This is a genomic window from Glutamicibacter sp. B1, from assembly GCF_039602135.1.
GTDB lineage: Bacteria > Actinomycetota > Actinomycetes > Actinomycetales > Micrococcaceae > Glutamicibacter > Glutamicibacter ectropisis.
The window spans coordinates 2,222,016-2,240,165 of record NZ_CP125942.1 but is presented as its reverse complement, the minus strand read 5'-3'; the positions used below and the strand labels follow the sequence as shown (position 1 = coordinate 2,240,165).

15 protein-coding genes are annotated in these 18,150 nt (G+C 55.8%); 13 read left to right on the top strand and 2 right to left on the bottom strand.

Annotated features, from left to right (window positions below; all coding sequences use genetic code 11):
- Window positions 1-56 precede the first annotated feature (56 nt).
- Window positions 57-371, bottom strand: coding sequence for a DUF2249 domain-containing protein (locus QMQ05_RS10360; RefSeq protein WP_345469786.1), 315 nt, complete (start codon window positions 369-371; stop codon window positions 57-59).
- Between the two features lie 110 nt (window positions 372-481).
- Between QMQ05_RS10360 and QMQ05_RS10355 the strand changes: the two genes are divergently transcribed.
- From QMQ05_RS10355 to QMQ05_RS10345, 3 genes are read left to right on the top strand one after another with little or no spacing between them, the layout of a single operon-like run.
- Window positions 482-1,183 (top strand): helix-turn-helix transcriptional regulator, encoded by a 702-nt coding sequence (locus QMQ05_RS10355; protein ID WP_345469784.1) that lies wholly within the window; start codon window positions 482-484, stop codon window positions 1,181-1,183.
- Window positions 1,180-2,313, top strand: coding sequence for a hypothetical protein (locus QMQ05_RS10350; protein ID WP_345469782.1), 1,134 nt, complete (start codon window positions 1,180-1,182; stop codon window positions 2,311-2,313). Before QMQ05_RS10355 ends, QMQ05_RS10350 begins: the two co-directional genes overlap by 4 nt.
- Window positions 2,310-5,030 (top strand): multicopper oxidase domain-containing protein, encoded by a 2,721-nt coding sequence (locus QMQ05_RS10345; RefSeq protein WP_345469780.1) that lies wholly within the window; start codon window positions 2,310-2,312, stop codon window positions 5,028-5,030. The genes QMQ05_RS10350 and QMQ05_RS10345 overlap by 4 nt, the downstream gene beginning before the upstream one ends.
- Window positions 5,031-5,110: 80 nt before the next feature.
- Here the strand turns inward: QMQ05_RS10345 and QMQ05_RS10340 are convergent, their stop codons facing one another.
- Window positions 5,111-5,470: a hypothetical protein gene (locus QMQ05_RS10340; protein ID WP_334123208.1), complete on the bottom strand. Its 360-nt coding sequence runs from the start codon at window positions 5,468-5,470 to the stop codon at window positions 5,111-5,113.
- Window positions 5,471-5,818: 348 nt separating this feature from the next.
- On the opposite strand from QMQ05_RS10340, the gene QMQ05_RS10335 reads away from it, so the two are divergent.
- The 10 genes from QMQ05_RS10335 (at window position 5,819) to QMQ05_RS10290 (ending at window position 18,090) form a co-directional block, all read left to right on the top strand.
- Window positions 5,819-7,456 carry an ABC transporter substrate-binding protein gene (locus QMQ05_RS10335; RefSeq protein ID WP_345469776.1) on the top strand — a complete coding sequence of 546 codons (1,638 nt, stop codon included), beginning with the start codon at window positions 5,819-5,821 and terminating at the stop codon, window positions 7,454-7,456.
- A gap of 142 nt (window positions 7,457-7,598) precedes the next feature.
- Complete coding sequence (locus QMQ05_RS10330; protein WP_345469774.1) at window positions 7,599-8,687, top strand: ABC transporter permease; 1,089 nt, start codon at window positions 7,599-7,601, stop codon at window positions 8,685-8,687.
- A 2-nt stretch (window positions 8,688-8,689) separates the two neighbouring features.
- Window positions 8,690-9,676 (top strand): ABC transporter permease, encoded by a 987-nt coding sequence (locus QMQ05_RS10325; RefSeq protein WP_345469772.1) that lies wholly within the window; start codon window positions 8,690-8,692, stop codon window positions 9,674-9,676.
- The gene (locus QMQ05_RS10320) at window positions 9,673-11,367 is read left to right on the top strand and encodes an ABC transporter ATP-binding protein (RefSeq protein ID WP_345469770.1); all 1,695 of its coding nucleotides are present in this window, start codon (window positions 9,673-9,675) and stop codon (window positions 11,365-11,367) included. The genes QMQ05_RS10325 and QMQ05_RS10320 overlap by 4 nt, the downstream gene beginning before the upstream one ends.
- Window positions 11,368-11,482: 115 nt before the next feature.
- Window positions 11,483-11,854: a chorismate mutase gene (locus QMQ05_RS10315; RefSeq protein ID WP_345469768.1), complete on the top strand. Its 372-nt coding sequence runs from the start codon at window positions 11,483-11,485 to the stop codon at window positions 11,852-11,854.
- Complete coding sequence (locus tag QMQ05_RS10310; protein WP_345469767.1) at window positions 11,847-12,908, top strand: hypothetical protein; 1,062 nt, start codon at window positions 11,847-11,849, stop codon at window positions 12,906-12,908. The genes QMQ05_RS10315 and QMQ05_RS10310 overlap by 8 nt, the downstream gene beginning before the upstream one ends.
- 136 nt (window positions 12,909-13,044) lie before the next feature.
- Window positions 13,045-13,725, top strand: coding sequence for an MtrAB system response regulator MtrA (gene mtrA / locus QMQ05_RS10305; protein ID WP_058254697.1), 681 nt, complete (start codon window positions 13,045-13,047; stop codon window positions 13,723-13,725).
- Window positions 13,722-15,533, top strand: a complete 1,812-nt coding sequence (mtrB, locus tag QMQ05_RS10300; protein ID WP_345469763.1) for an MtrAB system histidine kinase MtrB — start codon at window positions 13,722-13,724, stop codon at window positions 15,531-15,533. Before mtrA ends, mtrB begins: the two co-directional genes overlap by 4 nt.
- Complete coding sequence (locus QMQ05_RS10295; protein WP_345469761.1) at window positions 15,530-17,233, top strand: LpqB family beta-propeller domain-containing protein; 1,704 nt, start codon at window positions 15,530-15,532, stop codon at window positions 17,231-17,233. Before mtrB ends, QMQ05_RS10295 begins: the two co-directional genes overlap by 4 nt.
- Before the next feature lie 68 nt (window positions 17,234-17,301).
- Complete coding sequence (locus QMQ05_RS10290; RefSeq protein WP_345469759.1) at window positions 17,302-18,090, top strand: ComF family protein; 789 nt, start codon at window positions 17,302-17,304, stop codon at window positions 18,088-18,090.
- Window positions 18,091-18,150 lie beyond the last annotated feature (60 nt).

Below are 18,150 nucleotides of genomic sequence, written 5' to 3'. Positions count from 1 at the left end.
GCCACCGTTGTGGTTCAACAATTGTTGAACCACAACGGTGGCTTTTGTCATGGCACTTAGTTGCGCACAAATTTAATCTTCCAAGTATCCGGGCCCTCTTCGAGATAGCTAATCTCAAAAGCTTCGGGGCTGCGAGCTTGCAATTGTGCCAACAGGGGCAACGGATTGTGGGTAGCCGACAGCACGATTCCTGAACCCGGGCGAATTGAATCAAGCGCACCGAAGATGGCGGCGTGGCGTATCGCGTGCGGGATGGTCTGAACATCCAGTAGGGGAAGGTCTTCGTCATGCCCTCCACAAGCACAGGTGCCGCCAGGGGCCGCCTTTGCAGCTTCTTCCTTGCTCGACGAAATTTCAATGAATTCTGCCATGAACTTCCTCCTCTTAGACCCACGGAAATCAATGCCGTGTTTCACTTGCCACTCTGCGTGGCATGACGAGAATCATTTTATTACACTTAACTCAGTGGAAAATATGTTGGGTGAAATCTCGCGTGAAAAGGTATCGATTGATGAGTTCTAAAGATCCTCTGCGCCAAGTACGGCGTAGCAGCGCAGGCCGCATCCATTCGGCCACCCGAGAAGAGATCCTGCGCTTGATTGAGCCCCAGACTGAAGGTGTCAACCTGAACTGGGTAGTGCAAAAAACAGGACTTCACGAAAACACTGTCCGAGCACATCTAGAAGCATTGCACGCTGATGGGTATCTCAACCGGCGCCCAGCGCCTGCTAAAGGCAAAGGTAGGCCAGCATGGTTGTGGAATGCTGTTCCGCAAGTTCAGGCCCCTTTTGCGCAACTGGCCTCTGCGCTCGCCGGAGAAATTGCAGCGACTGCCAAAGATCCGGCGAGTGTAAGTATCGCGGCTGGAAAGCGCTGGGCTGATTCCATCACCCGACTACAACAGAGACCCACTTCACCAGATCTCATACAGCTATCACTTGACGAGCTGGGATTTTCACCCGAAAGCAATCCAACCGACGGTAGTTTGACCCTACATTCTTGTCCGCTGCTGGGCGCAGTGGCCGAAAACCAACAAATTGTCTGCAACGTTCATCTGGGCATGGTCCGAGGACTTGTCGAATCCCAAGGGCAGGACGCTAGCGATGTGCAGCTCAATCCTTTTGCCGGAGCGAATCGAAGCTGCATCCTTCACCTGAAGAAACCCCGGAAATCTAGCCGATGAACAACCTGGCCACACAAACAACAAAAACTAAACGCAGTCAACGAGCCGGACGCTGGCGTTGGATGCTGATGCTCCCGGCAGGACTCTGCCTCTTAGCTGGGCTAGATGCCGCGCTGCTACTGCTGGATGTGCCAGCTCCCGTGCCCAACGCGGACTGGGCCTCGGCCCACGGACTGGTCATGGTTTACGGCTTCGTGGGCGCGCTGATCTGCTTGGAACGTGCCGTGGCACTGGCTAAGCCGGCAGGTTACCTTGCGCCAATTCTTTTGGTCCTAGGTGGAGCGAGCGCGTTGTTTGCGGTGCCCGAATGGGTCACCAGCTCGCTGCTCATTACCGGCATGACGGGAATGCTCGGCATCTACGTCCCTTTGTGGCGGCGCCAACGCGCCGATGCGGTATTGATTCAAATGCTCGGATCCTGCGCAGGTTTAGCAGCTGTGGTGCTGTGGGCCGGTGGTGTGTCCATCCCGTTGTTACTTCCGTGGATGACCACCTTCGTGGTTGCAACTATCGCAGGAGAACGTGTCGAGTTGGCCCGAGTGCAACTTGGCCGTCGAGCAGAAACTCTGGCACCCGTTCTCGCCCTTGCGCTCCTGGCAGCTTCGGCGACCACGGCACTGTTTCTCAATGTCGGAACCATCCTGTTCGGATTAGCTTTGGCCGCGCAGGTGCTTTGGCTAGTGGTTAACGATGTCGCACGCAGAACCATCAAGTCCACTGGCGCACCACGCTTCATGGCAGCCTGCCTGCTCAGCGGGTATTTTTGGCTTTTCATCGCAGCGGTGACTTGGATGCTGGGCTACCCGAATACGACAGCCAGATATGACACAGTCATTCACGCGGTATTCCTCGGGTTTGTTCTGTCAATGATCATGGCTCATGCATCCACCATCCTGCCGGCAGTATTGGCCATTAAACTGCCCTACCGACAAGCGATGTGGGTCCCGGCGCTGCTCTTACACCTTGGGCTGATTATCAGGCTTTGGCTCGGCGATGGACTGGGGCTGCATCTGGCCTGGCAGATCGGCGGAGTGCTCAACGTGATAGCACTGTTGCTCTTTCTACTGATAGCAGCCGGCTCCGCAATCTACAGCTTTATTGACCACGGGAAGAAGGCTCTTACTTCATGAACATCCAGCTCGGTTCTGGGTCGGCACCGAACAAGGTTTCCAACCGTGGCTTCTGGCCACTTCGAGATCTGCCCACAGCGATCTGGTTGATCTTGGTTGTGGCTGTGGCATTGGCTCACCGGCAGCTTCCGGCACCCCGTTGGTTGCTCATTCACCTGCTCATGCTCGGGGCCCTGTCGCATGCAATCCTAGTTTGGTCCCAGTACTTTGCTACGGCATTGCTTAAGCTCGCCGTCACCGCCTCATCCCGACGAGCACAATCATTTCGCCTGAGCTTGATGAATGGTGGCGCGGTGCTCGTCGTCATTGGTGTGCTCAGCGAATTCTGGCCGGTGACCCTCATCGGAGCAACGAGCATTGCAACAGCTGCCCTGTGGCATGCGATCTGGCTTTACCGTCGATTGAAGGGCTCGCTACCTTCCCCCTACAACCCCAGCGTGCGTTACTACATTGCCGCAGCCTGTTTTCTTCCCATCGGTGCGGGACTAGGCACCTGGTTATCGACCTCGCTGCCATCTCCTTTGCATGAACGCATGATGCTCGCCCACGCGCTGATCAACCTCCTTGGTTGGGTGGGGTTGACCGTGGCCGGCACCTTGATCACGTTGTGGCCAACGATGCTTCGCACCAAAATTGCGCCCAACGCGGCCTTGCGCCTACGACGGGCGCTTCCAATTCTCATTGCTGGTGTGTTGGTCGCCGCAGGTGGCGCGGCTACCGGATTATTGCTGGTGGCAGCCGCTGGAGTAGTGGTTTATCTGGCGGGGCTAGGTGTCATGACAGCACCGTTTATTTATGCTGCCAAGGCCAAGCCGCCACGCAGCTTCGCCACTCTGTCCGTGCTCGGGGCTGTTAGCTGGTGGATCGGCACGCTGGCGTGGACCGTTTACGGCTTGCTCGTGAGCGACGATTCGGTGGTCATGGGTGGGGTCCTGGATACGGTCGCACCCTATCTTGTGGCTGGTTTCGCCGCTCAAATCTTGCTCGGTGCACTGTCCTATCTCATTCCCGTGGCTCTCGGCGGGGGACCACGAGCGGTACGCGCCACCGCGACTTACTTTGATCGTGGTGCCTCCTGGCGCGTAAGCATGGCCAATACCGCACTGCTTGTCTGCGCCCTGCCGGTCTCTTCGTTGGTACGAGTCTTGGCTTCGGTGCTGTACCTATTCGCCATGGCGTCCTTCCTTGTGGTGCTCTTTGGTGCGCTCAAAGCCCATCGAGTGGCAAAGAAAGATGGGCTCGCCACGGCTGCGACGCGGCCGGCCAAGGACCGCACCCCGGTAGAACCCGAGGGTGCGCGCCCCAGGGAGCAACGCTTGGGGCAGGCCGCGGCTGGGTTCATGGCAGTGGTCTTGGCTGTCAGTGTGGGCGTTGCCCTTGATCCGGCAGCGGCAGGACTACGCGAACCCGTCTCGGCTACCGCGCAGCAGACCACGGAAATGAGTGATGAGAACGCGCCGGTGAAGACCGTGGAGGTGAGCGCTCAAGATATGCGTTTCACCCCATCGCAGATAGAAGTAGAGGCAGGTACCCGACTGGTCATAAAGCTGACCAATACCGATTCTTCCCAGGTTCACGACCTGGTACTGGCCAACGGCGCTGATTCGGGGCGGCTGGCACCGGGGGAGAGCGCCGAGGTAGACGCCGGGGTGATCAGCTCCGATATGGAAGGCTGGTGCTCTATCGTTGGACACCGTCAAATGGGCATGGTCCTGCACATCGTAGCCACCGGTGGTAACAACGACAACGCGACTACTCAGCCCGATTCTAACGATCACAGCAGCATGTCCGGGATGGACCATTCCTCCGGAACTACGTCGGAAGCCGGAGGACTTGATTTGTCGGCAAAGCCTGCCGATGACTTCACCGCTGACAATCCGGTGCTGGAACCACTACCTAAAAACAACGGCCAGCCCACGGTACACAAAGCGAAGTTCACGGTCAGCGAGCTGGAAGCTGAAGTTGCCCCGGGATACACCCAGATGCTGTGGACCTTCAACGGCACCGCCCCCGGGCCAACACTGCACGGCCGGGTAGGGGACACCTTTGAGATCACCTTGTACAACGATGGAACGATGGGCCACTCGATTGATTTCCATGCTGGTTCCCTCGCACCCGATGAACCGATGAAGACCATCGCACCAGGTGAAGAATTGACCTACACGTTTACCGCCACCAAATCGGGTATTTGGATGTATCACTGTTCCACTGAACCGATGAGCTCCCATATCGCCAACGGCATGTTCGGGGCTGTGATCATCGAACCTGAGGATCTGCCACAGGTGGACAAATCATTTGTGATGGTTCAGTCCGAATATTATCTGGGCGCTCAGGGCGAAACCGTGAACGTGGACAAGATCGCCACCCAGAACCCTGACCTAGTGGTCTTTAACGGTTACGCCAACCAATACGGATTTGATCCACTGCAGGTCAAGACCGGTGAAAAAATTCGTATTTGGGTATTAGATGCGGGACCAAATAGACCTAGCTCTTTCCACGTGGTCGGCGGCCAATTCGACTCGGTCTTCTTTGAAGGTAACTATCTTCTGAATGCCAAGGACAAATCCAGTGGTGGTTCGCAGGCTCTGGCGCTGGCCCCAGCCCAGGGCGGTTTCGTGGAGTTGAGTCTTCCCGAGGCCGGAAACTATCCTTTCGTCACCCATTACATGTCCGATGCCGAGAAGGGTGCACATGGCATGATTCACGTGAGTGACTAGTTAAAATCGAGCAGGTAAAAACGAAGCCACGGTGATGGCACGAATTTTTCGTGCCATCACCGTGGCTTTGTGCGAATGTTCTAGTCTTCGTCGACGATGCCGAACATCCGCGCTGAAATATCTTGATATTCCACCCGGGTTTTTCCCGCTTCCAGTTTGGGAAGCTGTGCCGGGGAGTGGATATTGCAGTGGACAAAGTCGAAGGTAGGCCACCACTTCTTTGGACGCTCATAGTCCTCGGTACCGCATACCTCGCAGACAAGGTGCACCCAAACAGGGCGCTTGCCGGTGCGATTTGCGCGCGACTGAGCTAACCACGCCGGGGGATTGGCGTTTAATTCTTGGAAGTCAGCCTCACTGATCTTGCCAGGAATGCCGTGCTTCTTCGCCATTTCTAGGGGGATATCCAACGCAATGGCCGCGTCTCTACGTGTCATCATTACCTACTAGCGTAAAGGACGAGTCGAAACAACCACCAACCCCGGTAGCAATCATCGGGGCGAGGAATTGAATTCGTGATGCCGAACACCGAATCGGTGCCATTAAGGCTTACTGAATGCGATCCATAAGGACGAGTCGAAACAACCACCAACCCCGGTAGCAATCATCGGGGCGAGGAATTGAATTCGTGATGCCGAACACCGAATCGGTGCCACTAAGGCTTACTGAATGCGATCCATATCACCAGTGCATTGGTCATTCGTGGCTTCGATCACATAGTCTTATGTGAAGCATGTGTTATTTATCACCCGTACAAGCATGCTCATGGATTATTAAGGAAGACTCCAATGACTCGCAAAAAGAACGGGCTGCGACTCGCCGCAGCCGTTATGGGTATCTCCGCACTGGCCTTAACCGGCTGCACCTCAGCTGCAAACAACGGTGAGGGCGGCGACAATTCCAATGGCGACGCAGCCAGCGCACCGATCACCTTGGGTACCACCGACAAGGTCACCTCGCTAGACCCAGCTGGCTCCTATGACAATGGTTCGTTCATGGTGATGAACCAGATTTTCCCGTTCTTGCTCAATTCTGAGCCGGGCAGCCCTGAACCTTCGCTGAGCTTGGCTGAATCTGCGGACTTCACCACTCCGACCGAATATACGGTCAAACTCAAGAGTGGCTTGAAGTGGGCTAATGGACACGACCTTGATTCCAAAGACGTGAAGTTCACCTTTGACCGTCAGCTCAAGATCGCTGACCCGAACGGCCCATCTTCCTTGCTGGGCAACGTGGAGTCCATCGAGGCACCCGATGCCAGCACCGTAGTCTTCAAACTGAAGGTCGCCAATGACCAGACCTTCCCACAGGTACTCACCTCACCAGTTGGCCCCATCGTTGATGACGAAGTCTTCCCAGCCGATGAACTCCTGGACGATCAGAAAATCGTCGAAGGCAAGGCGTTCGGCGGACAGTACGTCATTGATTCGTACAACAAGAACAACCTGATCTCCTTCAGCGCCAATGATTCCTACGCTGGCGTGCTCGGAAAGCCAGCCAACACCAAGGCTGCGATCAAGTACTACGCCGACGCGAATAACCTCAAGCTTGAGGTTCAAGAAGGCAAAATTGATGTCGCATGGCGCTCGCTGACACCAACGGACATTGAGGACTTGGGCAAGGATGAGAACCTGGCCGTTCATAAGGGCCCAGGTGGCGAACTGCGCTACATCGTCTTCAACTTTGACACCATGCCATATGGTGCCAAGACCTCGGATGCTGACGAAGCCAAGGCGCTCGCCGTCCGACAGGCCGCAGCTAATCTCGTGGACCGCGAAGCGATCGCAAAGAATGTCTACAAGGACACCTACACCCCGGCCTACTCCTATGTTCCTCAAGGGTTCACCGGAGCCGCTGAACCTCTGAAGGACCTGTACGGCACCGACGGTAAGCCAGATGCTGCCAAGGCCAAGAAGGTTCTAGAAGACGCTGGCGTTGACACTCCGGTGAAACTTGCACTGCAGTACAACCCGGATCACTACGGTCCAAACTCCGGGGACGAATACGCCCTGGTTGAAAAGCAGTTGGAAGCTGACGGTCTATTCGACGTTGACCTGAAGTCCACCGAATGGGTGACCTACCAGAAGCAGCGCGTCACTGACTACCCGGCCTACCAGTTGGGTTGGTTCCCGGACTACTCGGATGCTGATAACTACCTCTCGCCGTTCTTCGCCAAGGACAACTTCCTGTCGAATAACTACGACAACCCAGAGGTTGACAAGCTGATCGCTGACCAGCGCGGCATGACCGACGCCGGCGAACGCACCGCAGCCATTGAAAAACTGCAGAGCATGGTCGCCGAAGACCTCTCCACGCTACCGCTGTTGCAGGGTGCGCAGGTTGCTGTCGCAGGTAAGGACGTGAAGGACGTTGATAAGACCTTGGACGCATCGTTCAAGTTCCGCCTTGGCGTACTGAGTAAGTAATTCGGCCCCGCCTGCACTGATCAAATCAAAGGGGATCTGACGTGCGTCATCATACGGGCGCACGACGGATCCCCTTGGCATGCGCCAGCACAGCAAACTGCGCTGGCGCAACGCCATGCATCCTGAACCATAAGGACTGACGATGACCATCACGTCACCACCGGGCCAAGAAACCAGCCCGATTGCAGCACCCAAAGCCAAAAATCAAGGCGGCGGGTTCCTGCGCTACTTGATCACACGATTTTTGCTGATCATCCCCACTGTCTTCATCCTCATCACAGTGGTGTTCTTCCTCATGCGAGTGACCGGAGATCCGATCACCGCAGCCATGGGCGGACGTCTGACTCCCGACCAATTGGCCGCCCGTATCCACGAAGCAGGCTACGACCGCCCCATTCTCATCCAGTACTTCGAGTACCTAGGACAGGTCTTCACCGGCGACTTGGGCAGAACCCTGAGCGACAACCGCGCGGTCACCGAAGTTTTGAGCACTTACGGTGCCGCGACTTTGGAACTGGCCATCAACGCGGTGATCGTCGCACTGCTAGTAGGCATCCCGCTGGGTCTCGTGGCCGCAAAATTCCGCGATCGCTACCCAGATGCCATCCTGCGTATCTTGGCCATTTTGGGTTATGCCACCCCGGTGTTCTTTGCTGGATTGATCCTCAAACTCGTTTTCGGCGTGTGGCTTGGCTGGTTGCCGATTAGCGGACGCGCCGACTGGCAAACCGAACTAGAACTTACCGGCCTGCAAAGCCCGTCGGGTATCTACTGGCTCGATGCCTTGCGTAGCGGGAACATGGAAGCCTTCTGGAATGTCACCGAGCACGCACTCCTACCGGCGCTGGCCTTGGGCCTACTCACCGGTGGTGTGTTCTTGCGCTTGGTAAGAACTAACGCTATTGGAACGCTGGGACGCGAATATGTCGAGGCGGGCCGCTCACGTGGTGTCAGCGAGTTCCGCCTGACCACCAAGCACGCCTACCGTCCGGCGCTGATTCCCATCATCACCGTGATGGGCCTGCAAATTGCCATGCTGCTCGGCGGAGCCGTGCTAACCGAGACCACCTTTGAATGGTCAGGTCTTGGATTCAAGCTTGCCGAATACCTCACGGCCCGTGACTTCGTTGCCGTCCAGGGCATCGTGGTGCTGTTGGCCATCATCGTTGCCGTTACGAACTTCATCGTTGACGTGCTGGCAGCATTGATCGATCCGAGAGTCAGGTACTAATCATGACTACCCAAACCTTGCCAAGCGCTAACACTTCGTGGCTCAAGCAACTGCCGGTGATTTCGCATTTGCGAATGTCCTCGGGGTTGCAACGCGGCATGCTCGTAGCTGGCCTTGTACTCTCGGTCCTCTTTTTCCTCTGTGCACTCTTCGCACCGCTGATTGCACCCTTTGATTTTGCGCAGTCATCAGATGCATCGGGGGACTTCCCGCGTCAGGCTGCCCCCGATGCAAAGTTCATTTGGGGCACCACTGCCACCGGTTACGACGTGTTCTCCCGAACCCTCTATGGCGCTCAAACTGCCATCTGGGTCATCGTTGCTGCGGTGGTGATGTCGCTATTCGTCGGGGTGCTTCTAGGTCTTATTTCCGGATATCTGGGCGGCTGGTTTGACCGCATTATGGTGGTCCTGGCCGACGCGATCTATGCTTTCCCTTCGCTGCTGCTGGCCATTGTCATGTCGATTGTGATTTCTCAGGGTCAATCATCGCTTTTTGGCGGCATCATGGCTGCAGCTATTTCCATTACCGTGGTCTTTATCCCGCAGTACTTCCGCGTGGTGAGAGCCGAAGTGATGCGCCTAAAGGCAGAGCCATTTGTTGAATCCGCTCAGGTCATTGGTGCGAGCCCCTGGCGAGTGATGTTCACGCACCTGCTGCGCAACTCCACCCGAACCCTGCCGTTGATCTTTACCCTTAACGCCACCGAAGCTCTGCTCACCCTGGCAGGCCTCGGCTTCTTGGGCTTTGGTATTGAACCCACCGCCGCTTCGGAATGGGGTTATGACCTGAACCGTGCCATGTCGGATGCCACCAGCGGTATTTGGTGGACCGGATTGTTCCCGGGCCTGGCCATCGTGCTCACCGTCATGGGCCTAACCCTGGTCGGTGAATCCATGAATGACCTGAACGATCCACGACTGCGTCGCTTTAGCCGAAAGAAAGCCAAGCGAATCACTCAGTCTGCGCAGAGGGGAGCAACCCAGTGAAGCACAGCTCAAACGAAACTCAGAACCCGAACGATGCTCAGGAACAGGTCCTTCGCATTGAAGACTTGAACATCGACTTCGTTACCGATGCCGGCGCGATCCCAGCAGTACGCGGCGTTGACCTCGAGGTCAAAGCCGGGGAGATTTTGGCGATTGTTGGTGAATCGGGTTCCGGTAAGTCAGTCACCGCCCGCACCGCCCTAGGAATTCTTGCCGAGAACGGAGCCGCGCACGGCGGGGTCTACCTCAATGGTAAAAATATGCTCACACTGCATGGCTCACAATTGCGTGAAGTGCGTGGCCGCGACGTGGCCATGGTGTTCCAGGAACCCTCAACTGCTCTGAATCCAGTCTTCACCGTGGGCTGGCAGATCATGGAGGGAATTCGCACCCACAGCAAGATCTCCAAAAAGGAAGCCAAAGCACGCGCTATTGAAGCCATGCGCCAGGTCGGCATTCCCGACCCGGAACAACGCGTGAACTACTACCCACACCAATTCTCCGGCGGACAAAAACAACGTGTGGTCATCGCAGCTGCATTGGCGCTGAAGCCACGGCTGATCGTGGCTGATGAACCAACTACCGCCTTGGATGTGACCGTACAGGCCGAGATTCTTGCGTTATTGCGTGAATTACGTGAGGAACTGGGTACTGCCATCGTGATCATCACCCATAATATGGGCGTGGTTGCGGATATCGCCGATCGCGTGGTCGTGATGAATCAGGGGCAGATAGTCGAACAGGCAGCCGCCTTGGAGCTCTTCGAACGTCCACAACAGGACTACACAAAGTCACTGCTTGCTGCTGTACCGCACCTTGGCCGCGAGAGTGCCTCAGCCTCTCTTAGCGAACGTCCGCACACCGACGCCTCAGTATTGGTGGAAGCCAAAGGGCTCGGAGTCCATTTTCCAGGACGCCTAGGATCAGCAGGCTTTACCGCAGTGAAAGATGTTGACCTGAAGATTCACGCCGGAGAAGTTTACGGTTTGGTGGGTGAGTCAGGCTCTGGCAAGACCACCATTGGACGTAGTATTGCCGGGCTGAATCGCATCACCTCGGGGTCGCTGAAAGTACTCGGTTACGAGATGGCGGAATTCAAAGAACGTAGCTTCAAACCTCTGCGCGAACAGATTGGCTTCGTATTCCAAGATCCAGCTGCGAGCTTCAACCCCCATCTGACCGTGGGGGAGTGTGTTGCTGAGCCATTGGCGGTGCACCGCGACCTGAACCCCGCACAAACCCGAGCTAAGGTCAGTGAGCTTTTAGAAGCCGTTCAGCTTCCGGCTGGTTTCGCCCAGCGTTACCCGCACGAGCTCTCAGGCGGTCAGCGACAGCGTGCCTCGCTGGCCCGTGCCCTCGCCCTAGATCCGAAACTGCTCATTGCCGATGAACCGACGAGCGCCTTGGACGTGTCGGTACAGGCTAAGGTGCTAGAACTCTTCCGGGAACTACAAACCGAACTCGGATTTGCGGCGTTGTTTGTTTCCCACGACTTAGCCGTGGTTGATCAACTAGCTACGTGGGTGGGGGTTCTCTACCGTGGAAACCTCATCGAGGAAGGACTGGGATCCAAGGTACTGGCAGAACCGCAACACAGCTACACTCAGCGACTGATTGCCTCCCTGCCGGTCCCGGACCCTCGGGAGCAAGCCCAACGACGAGCTCTGATCGAAGAGCTAAATCAGGGATAACTGAGACGAACTGAGAAGCTACGCACTGAGCATCGTGCCCCAGCTACGCTACCCGCGTAGTTGGGGCACGTCACTATGTGCGAGATTTGGGTGGTGAACCCGTAAACTTAACACCATGAACGAGCCGAAAAACAATGCACTGAACGAGTCATTCGACCCGCACGCCAGCTCGTTGCAGGGTGAGGTCCAAAATGAAGTGCTTGAGGAGCTCTACGCCATCCGCGGGAGCATCGACAACTTTGACGCACAGCTTGTCTACCTTTTGGCCGAGCGCTTCAAAGCGACTCAGCGGGTAGGTCACCTCAAAGCCAAGCACAAGTTGCCGCCGAGTGATCCAAACCGTGAGAAGGCCCAGATTGAACGCTTGCGCGCACTGGCGCACGAGGCTCATCTTGATCCAGAGTTTGCGGAGAAGTTCTTGAATTTTGTGATCTCTGAAGTGATCCGCCACCATCAACATATTTCTGACACGCACAAGAATGCCTAATAACTTCCAAGAGCTAGAACGCAGTGACGTGTACGCCACTGCGTTTTGCCATTTTCCCGGTACTGACCCGCTACAGATTCACGAGATCGTTCGCGGGGAGTTGGGGGAACCTAACCTTGCCCTGCTTCCGCAACTGGCCGATCGCGGGGTCGGTGCTGATGAAGTTGGACGAAGTGCCACAATGCTGGCCGAGCTAGGTTTTGACTTACAACCGCACGGTTGGCGAGTCGGAGTCAATGATGGGATAGATGCCCGCCGGGCCCGCAGCATTCTGAGAAGCGATGAAAACCTACTCGCCGATGTGCTCGGTGCGGAACGTAAACCCGCCCAACGGCTCAAGCTGACCGTGCTCGGACCCTGGAGTCTAGCTGCCCGGCTATTCCTGCCTAGTGGTGAGCGGGCGATCAGTGATCATGGCGCTCGCCGAGACATCATTGCCGCTTATGCCCACGGGCTTAAAGAACACCTAGATCGACTCGCGCGGATCACCAGCGTGCGTTCCTTTAGCGTGCAACTCGATGAGCCACTGTTTGCTGACGTGCTTGATGGCAGCATCAAAACCTCTAGCGGTTACCGCACGCTGCGCTCCATCCCGCGTTCGGAAGTACGCGGCAGTTATGAAGAATTCTTTAAAGTACTTAACGACGGCGAGCAGTCTTACCAGAGCCAAACAGTAATCAACTTGCCGACCAGTCAGCTGCGGTGGGTCGAGCGCGTGGACCTGTTGGTCCAGGCAGGTGCCACGGCATTAGTCATTGATCCGCAGGGAATGGATCACCACCAGTGGGAGCGGGTAGCGGGCCTTGTTGAAAGTGGCGGCCGGATCTACTTGCAGGTGTTAACCCCAGGACTACGGGCCCCTGGTGTAGTTGAAGGGGTCAATACCATCCTGCGCCCGTGGCGGCAGCTTGGTCTGGGCGATGGACAACTTGGCGCGATGACACTGATGCCTCGTGGCGATTTCACTAGGTGCACCAGCGCTGAAGCGGTGGCGACCCTACAACAACTTTCCGCCTATGCCCAAGCGTTGGAGCAAACTCGCGTCGATGCATAACGGTTTGGCTTATTCGTGCCGGTCACAGCCAGAATATGGCAACTGATCATGTATCTTAGGAATAGTGGGGTAGCTGATCTGCCCGGTTTGACCAGACGGTTGGAACCTGAGACCCACGGTTACAGGGGGACATGGGATGAAAGCACGGATTTTAGTCGTTGACGACGATGAAGCATTGTCGGAAATGATTGGAATTGTCCTGCAAAATGATGGCTTCGAAGCTTCATTTTGTTATGAAGGATCTGGCGCGCTAGCTGCCTTCCGTGAGTTCAATCCTGACCTCGTGCTCTTGGACCTGATGCTCCCGGGTATTGACGGCATTGAAGTCTGTAAGCAGATCCGTGCCGAGTCTGACGTTCCCGTGGTGATGCTCACCGCTAAGTCTGATACTGCGGACGTGGTTCGTGGTCTGGAGTCGGGTGCTGACGATTATGTTCCCAAGCCGTTCAAGCCGGCAGAACTTGTCGCCCGCGTTCGTGCACGTCTGCGTCCAAATGAGACTCACGCGGCAGAAACTCTGCAGGTCGGTGAAGTTTCTATTGACGTTGCCGGACACCAGGTGACGCGCGGCAATCAGCCTGTTTCCTTAACCCCGCTGGAGTTCGACCTGCTGGTGACTATGGCTCGCAAGCCGTGGCAGGTCTTCAGCCGTGAGCAGTTGCTTGAAGCTGTCTGGGGTTACCGGCATGCAGCCGATACTCGACTGGTGAACGTGCATGTTCAGCGACTGCGTTCCAAGATCGAGATTGATCCGGAGAAGCCACAGATTATCCAAACCGTACGCGGAGTGGGTTACAAAGCAGGTACGGCAAGTTGAGCTCACACACGTCGACCGGCAAAGAGTTAGTTCCGCTCGACGTGTCTGTCCAACCTCATCCGAAGCGGTTCTCCATCGCCAATCTGCGCAATTGGTTCAAGCGTCCATTGGTGACCATCAGGCATCGTTGGCAACGGTATTTGATCTACCGCACGGTGATCTCCACACTGCTGTTCACCACCCTCGCGATGCTGGCAGCGGGCGCATTTTTGTCCAACCAGATCGCCTCGACGCTCTATGAAGAGCGCGTTAACCAGATCTCCAAGGAGTCCGAACGGGGTCTTACTCAGGCGCGTTCAATCCTAGAATCTGCGTCAACCACTGACCGAGCGTCAACACAGGCACTGGTAAATTCCACCCTTGCCTCGCTTGAAGGCGACGGTGCAACGGTGGTTCGAGATTTTGTTTTGATGCCCATTGCTGGTGATCAGAGTCTGTACGTTGGGCCCATGGCTTCGGGTAACTTAACTACCCGAGTGATACCTAATGATCTAGCTGAACGTGTCGCCGGAGAACAAGGCATCTATTGGCGTTCGGTGGAGTTGGGCAATGCTGATCAGGCCCAGCCAGGGCTGGTCGTTGGCACTAAGGTCTTGATACCACCTGGTCGAGAATATGGGTTGTACCTTGTCTATGACCTGTCCAGCGTGCAATCCACGCTGGAATTCATTAACCGGGCACTGGCATTCACCGGCCTGATTCTGCTGGCAGTTGTTGGTTTTGTTGCTTGGTCTGTGGCTCGTACCGTGGTCCGTCCGGTAGCCGATGCAGCGTACGTCTCAGAGCGCATTGCCGCCGGCGATTTGGACCGTCGTATGAAGGTTGCCGGCAAAGATGAAGTTGCTCGTTTGGGCACCGCCTTTAACCATATGGCGCACTCCTTGCAGGAACAGATCACCCAGCTAAATAACCTTTCAGCGATGCAACAGCGCTTCGTCTCTGATGTTTCACACGAACTGCGAACTCCGTTGACCACGGTGCGGATGGCCGCCGAAGTCATCCACGATGCGCGAGAAGATTTTGATCCGCTCACCGCACGCTCCGCCGAGCTCATGTACAACCAAATCGAGCGCTTCCAGCACCTACTCAACGACCTGCTTGAAGTCTCCCGATTTGATGCTGGGGTGGCGGTCTTGGACCTCGAATCTACTGACCTGAACGCCATTGCCCGAAAAGTCGTGGAGACCGCCACACCGGTGGCCGATGAGTACGGATCAATCATTCGACTGAACGCACCGAGCGATGGTTGCGTGGCAGAAGTCGATCCACGTCGCGTTGAACGCATCATACGTAACTTGGTGCTTAACGCAGTGGAACACGGCGAAAGCAAACCTATCGACATCACCATCGCCGCGAACCAAAGCGCGGTGGCAGTATCTGTTCGTGACTACGGCATCGGCATGTCCCAAGAAGCATGCGAGCATGTCTTTGACAGGTTCTGGCGCGCCGATCCGGCCCGTGCACGAACGACCGGTGGGTCCGGACTTGGCTTGTCCATTTCTATGGAAGATACCCGGTTACACGAAGGACGTTTGGAAGCTTGGGGCAAGCCTCAGGTAGGTTCAGTGTTCCGTTTGACGCTGCCCAAATCTGAACATCAGGAAATTGATTCCTCCCCACTGCCATTGGAACCAGCCGTTCCCGAAAACATCCTGCCACCGGTGGGCGATAGCTTCCCATTGACCGGCGAAGTGCCCAAGATTGGTTATACGCCATTGATCCTCGGCTTAGATGATGCACCGATTGAAGATGATGTGACTGATCCAAGCACGGTGAGCAGTGAAACGAAGAAGGAGGAGAACCAGTGACCAAAAGACTCAGGGGCCTGCTCTCCTCACTGCTTGTAGGGTTGCTGGTCCTTTCTGGTTGTGCTTCCATTCCACGCTCCTCAAGTGTGCAACAAATTGAAGCAGGGTCCGATGATAGTGGAGCCGAAACCTATAGCTACGCGGCCGAAGGTCCTACGGACGGCGCTGATGCTCGTGCCATCGTTGAAGGCTTTGTTGAGGCCGGTCGTTCTGTCTCCGAGGACTACGCAGTTGCTCGTGAGTATATGAACGCGGAGTTGAAAAACTCTTGGCGTGGTGACACCCAGACCCTGATTTATGAAGCCTTCAACGTGGTCAACGGGGCCGACGCCAACCAGTACACCATCCAATTGGAGATTACTGGAGAGGTCGACGCGCAAGGTGTGCGCACCAATTATCCGGATCACTCGACTAGAGCCGTGGACGTCAAGGTCGCGAAGGAAGACGATCAGTGGCGCATTGTTGATGCCCCCGATGGCATCATGTTGGAAGCTTCGACCTTCACCAAGATTTTTGCGGCGCAAACCTTGTACTTCTATGACGCTAGCTACGCCTACCTTGTTCCGGATATTCGCTGGTTTACTTCTGGGTCGGGGACAACCACTTCGATGGTCGAAGCGTTGCTCAAAGGCCCGGCACCGTACCTGGAAAATGCCGTCGTGTCCGCTTTTTCCTCTGCCAGTAAGCTAGTTCGATCCGCGGTACCAGTGCGTGACAGGGAAGCAACGATTGACCTGAACTCGGATTCTTTTACCGATACCACTGACCAGACGCTGCTTTTGATGAAACAGCAGTTGGAGGCCTCGCTGACTGGACTTTCTTCGGTGGACTCGGTCAAGATGCTCCGTGAAGAAAACGAAGTGAACCTGGCATCGGATGACTCAAAGATTGAGCCCGCGGAAATCAATCCAAGCACGCAAGACACACTGATAGGAGTTTCCGACCAAGATTTGGTGTACGTCAAGGGACGCTCAATCATTCCGGTGGGTGGGCTTCCTGACGTATCAAGCTACGATCCACGAGATCCTGCCATGTCTCCAGTGGGTAACAGCTACGCCTTCCTCAACGGACGCCGCACACAGTTGTTAAGAATTGACGACTCTGGCAAGCTTCATCTGGCCCTAGAAGGCAAGGATTTGATCCAACCGTCCATGGACGTTGCCGGTTGGACCTGGACCGCTGATAACGGAGCAGAAACTCCAATTATGGCCATCCCAGCGGAGACTGCATCCAAGGGTGAGGCGCGACCGATCGACGTTGCGTGGCTCAAGGGAGCAGACATTGACTCGTTGAGGATTTCACGTGACGGCGCTCGTGCCCTCATCGTGGCCACCAAGGGTTCTACAACGTCATTGTATGTCGCTGGCGTCATTCGCGATGCCGAAGGTGTGCCCCGTGGCCTTACCGACTCGCCGATGCGCTTATACCCTGAGGTGCCGGTCAATACCGCGCTCTGGGATTCAGATAGTTCCATTATCGTGGCTGCACTGGATGATTCTGAAGTCGTTGAAGCAGCGCAGATGACCTTTGAAGGTGGCAGCGAGCATTTGCAGCTGCTACTCGGGATGGTCGGTATTGCCACCGGCGTGGGGGATCGGCGTGAAGTTTATGCCGAAACGAAGGAGAAGCTCTACACACGTGTGGGTAACTCCTGGCACGAGCTGGACGACTTCGCTCAAGACGTTGCCTATCCGGGATAGGACCACGTTTTACACAACTGGATTGTCTTGGCAGTCTGCTCTAGGTGAAGTCACGGCATCCTTAGCAGATGGGAATACCTGCTCAGTGGCTTGAAGCTCTCGACGCCTTGCTTCAACGAAGAACCGTACGCTGGATCAATTTTGGTTTTCGTGAGTTAACCAATTTTCTGATTCCAACAAGTTGCGCGGTGTGTTCTCGGGCGGATTTTCGTCTTTGCCCAGAGTGTCGAAGCGAAATCCAGAAGCAGCTTTTCTTACCGCCGTTACCGGACGGACACCACCACTACGTTGAACTGCCACTTCTGGCACAACAATTACCGGTCAGTTCCTGCGGCATCTATGGCAAGGAACTGGCTCGTTCCATGCTGGCATTCAAGAATAAGCAACGATACTTTCTTGGTTCAGTCTTTGCTCCCTATGTGGCAGCGGTGATCAATTCCAGTTGTATTCCGCAGTCTGATGCTATGAGCACCTATATTGTTCCGGTTCCCAGTTCTTTGAAAGCCGTTGGGAAGCGGGGGTATTCGCCAGTAGCAACAATGCTTGAGCGCGGTATGAACAGAGGGCTATATGCAAGTCATCTGAGCATCAGACCGGTCCTGCATTACCGTGCTCGCCATGTATTTGCCGGAGCCCAGAAACTCAAGAGTGGTTCTGCCCGACGAAGCGGTAAGGAGCATTTTGTTGCCGAGCGGGCTGACATACCTGGACGGCCGGTGATCTTAGTTGATGATGTCCTCACTACCGGCTCCACCCTCAGGCAGGCCGCGATGGCCTGCCAAAAGGCTGGATATAGCGTAAGTGTCGGCGTTGTATTGGCTTTGACTAAGCCGCCTAATCAGGAGCCTGAACAGTGATTTCGCTAAGCGCGATAGGAAAACTGCGTCTGGAGACTTGTTTCTTCGCTGTGGTGGCCT

Excerpts from the sequence above, each read along its gene's own strand:
- mtrA (WP_058254697.1), top strand. The coding sequence starts at position 13,045 with ATGAAAGCACGGATTTTAGTCGTTGACGACGATGAAGCATTGTCGGAA.
- QMQ05_RS10315 (WP_345469768.1), top strand. The coding sequence starts at position 11,483 with ATGAACGAGCCGAAAAACAATGCACTGAACGAGTCATTCGACCCGCAC.
- QMQ05_RS10350 (WP_345469782.1), top strand. The coding sequence starts at position 1,180 with ATGAACAACCTGGCCACACAAACAACAAAAACTAAACGCAGTCAACGA.
- QMQ05_RS10345 (WP_345469780.1), top strand. The coding sequence starts at position 2,310 with ATGAACATCCAGCTCGGTTCTGGGTCGGCACCGAACAAGGTTTCCAAC.
- QMQ05_RS10360 (WP_345469786.1), bottom strand. The coding sequence starts at position 371 with ATGGCAGAATTCATTGAAATTTCGTCGAGCAAGGAAGAAGCTGCAAAG.
- QMQ05_RS10310 (WP_345469767.1), top strand. The coding sequence starts at position 11,847 with ATGCCTAATAACTTCCAAGAGCTAGAACGCAGTGACGTGTACGCCACT.
- QMQ05_RS10335 (WP_345469776.1), top strand. The coding sequence starts at position 5,819 with ATGACTCGCAAAAAGAACGGGCTGCGACTCGCCGCAGCCGTTATGGGT.
- QMQ05_RS10290 (WP_345469759.1), top strand. The coding sequence starts at position 17,302 with ATGGGAATACCTGCTCAGTGGCTTGAAGCTCTCGACGCCTTGCTTCAA.
- QMQ05_RS10325 (WP_345469772.1), top strand. The coding sequence starts at position 8,690 with ATGACTACCCAAACCTTGCCAAGCGCTAACACTTCGTGGCTCAAGCAA.
- QMQ05_RS10340 (WP_334123208.1), bottom strand. The coding sequence starts at position 5,470 with ATGATGACACGTAGAGACGCGGCCATTGCGTTGGATATCCCCCTAGAA.
- QMQ05_RS10330 (WP_345469774.1), top strand. The coding sequence starts at position 7,599 with ATGACCATCACGTCACCACCGGGCCAAGAAACCAGCCCGATTGCAGCA.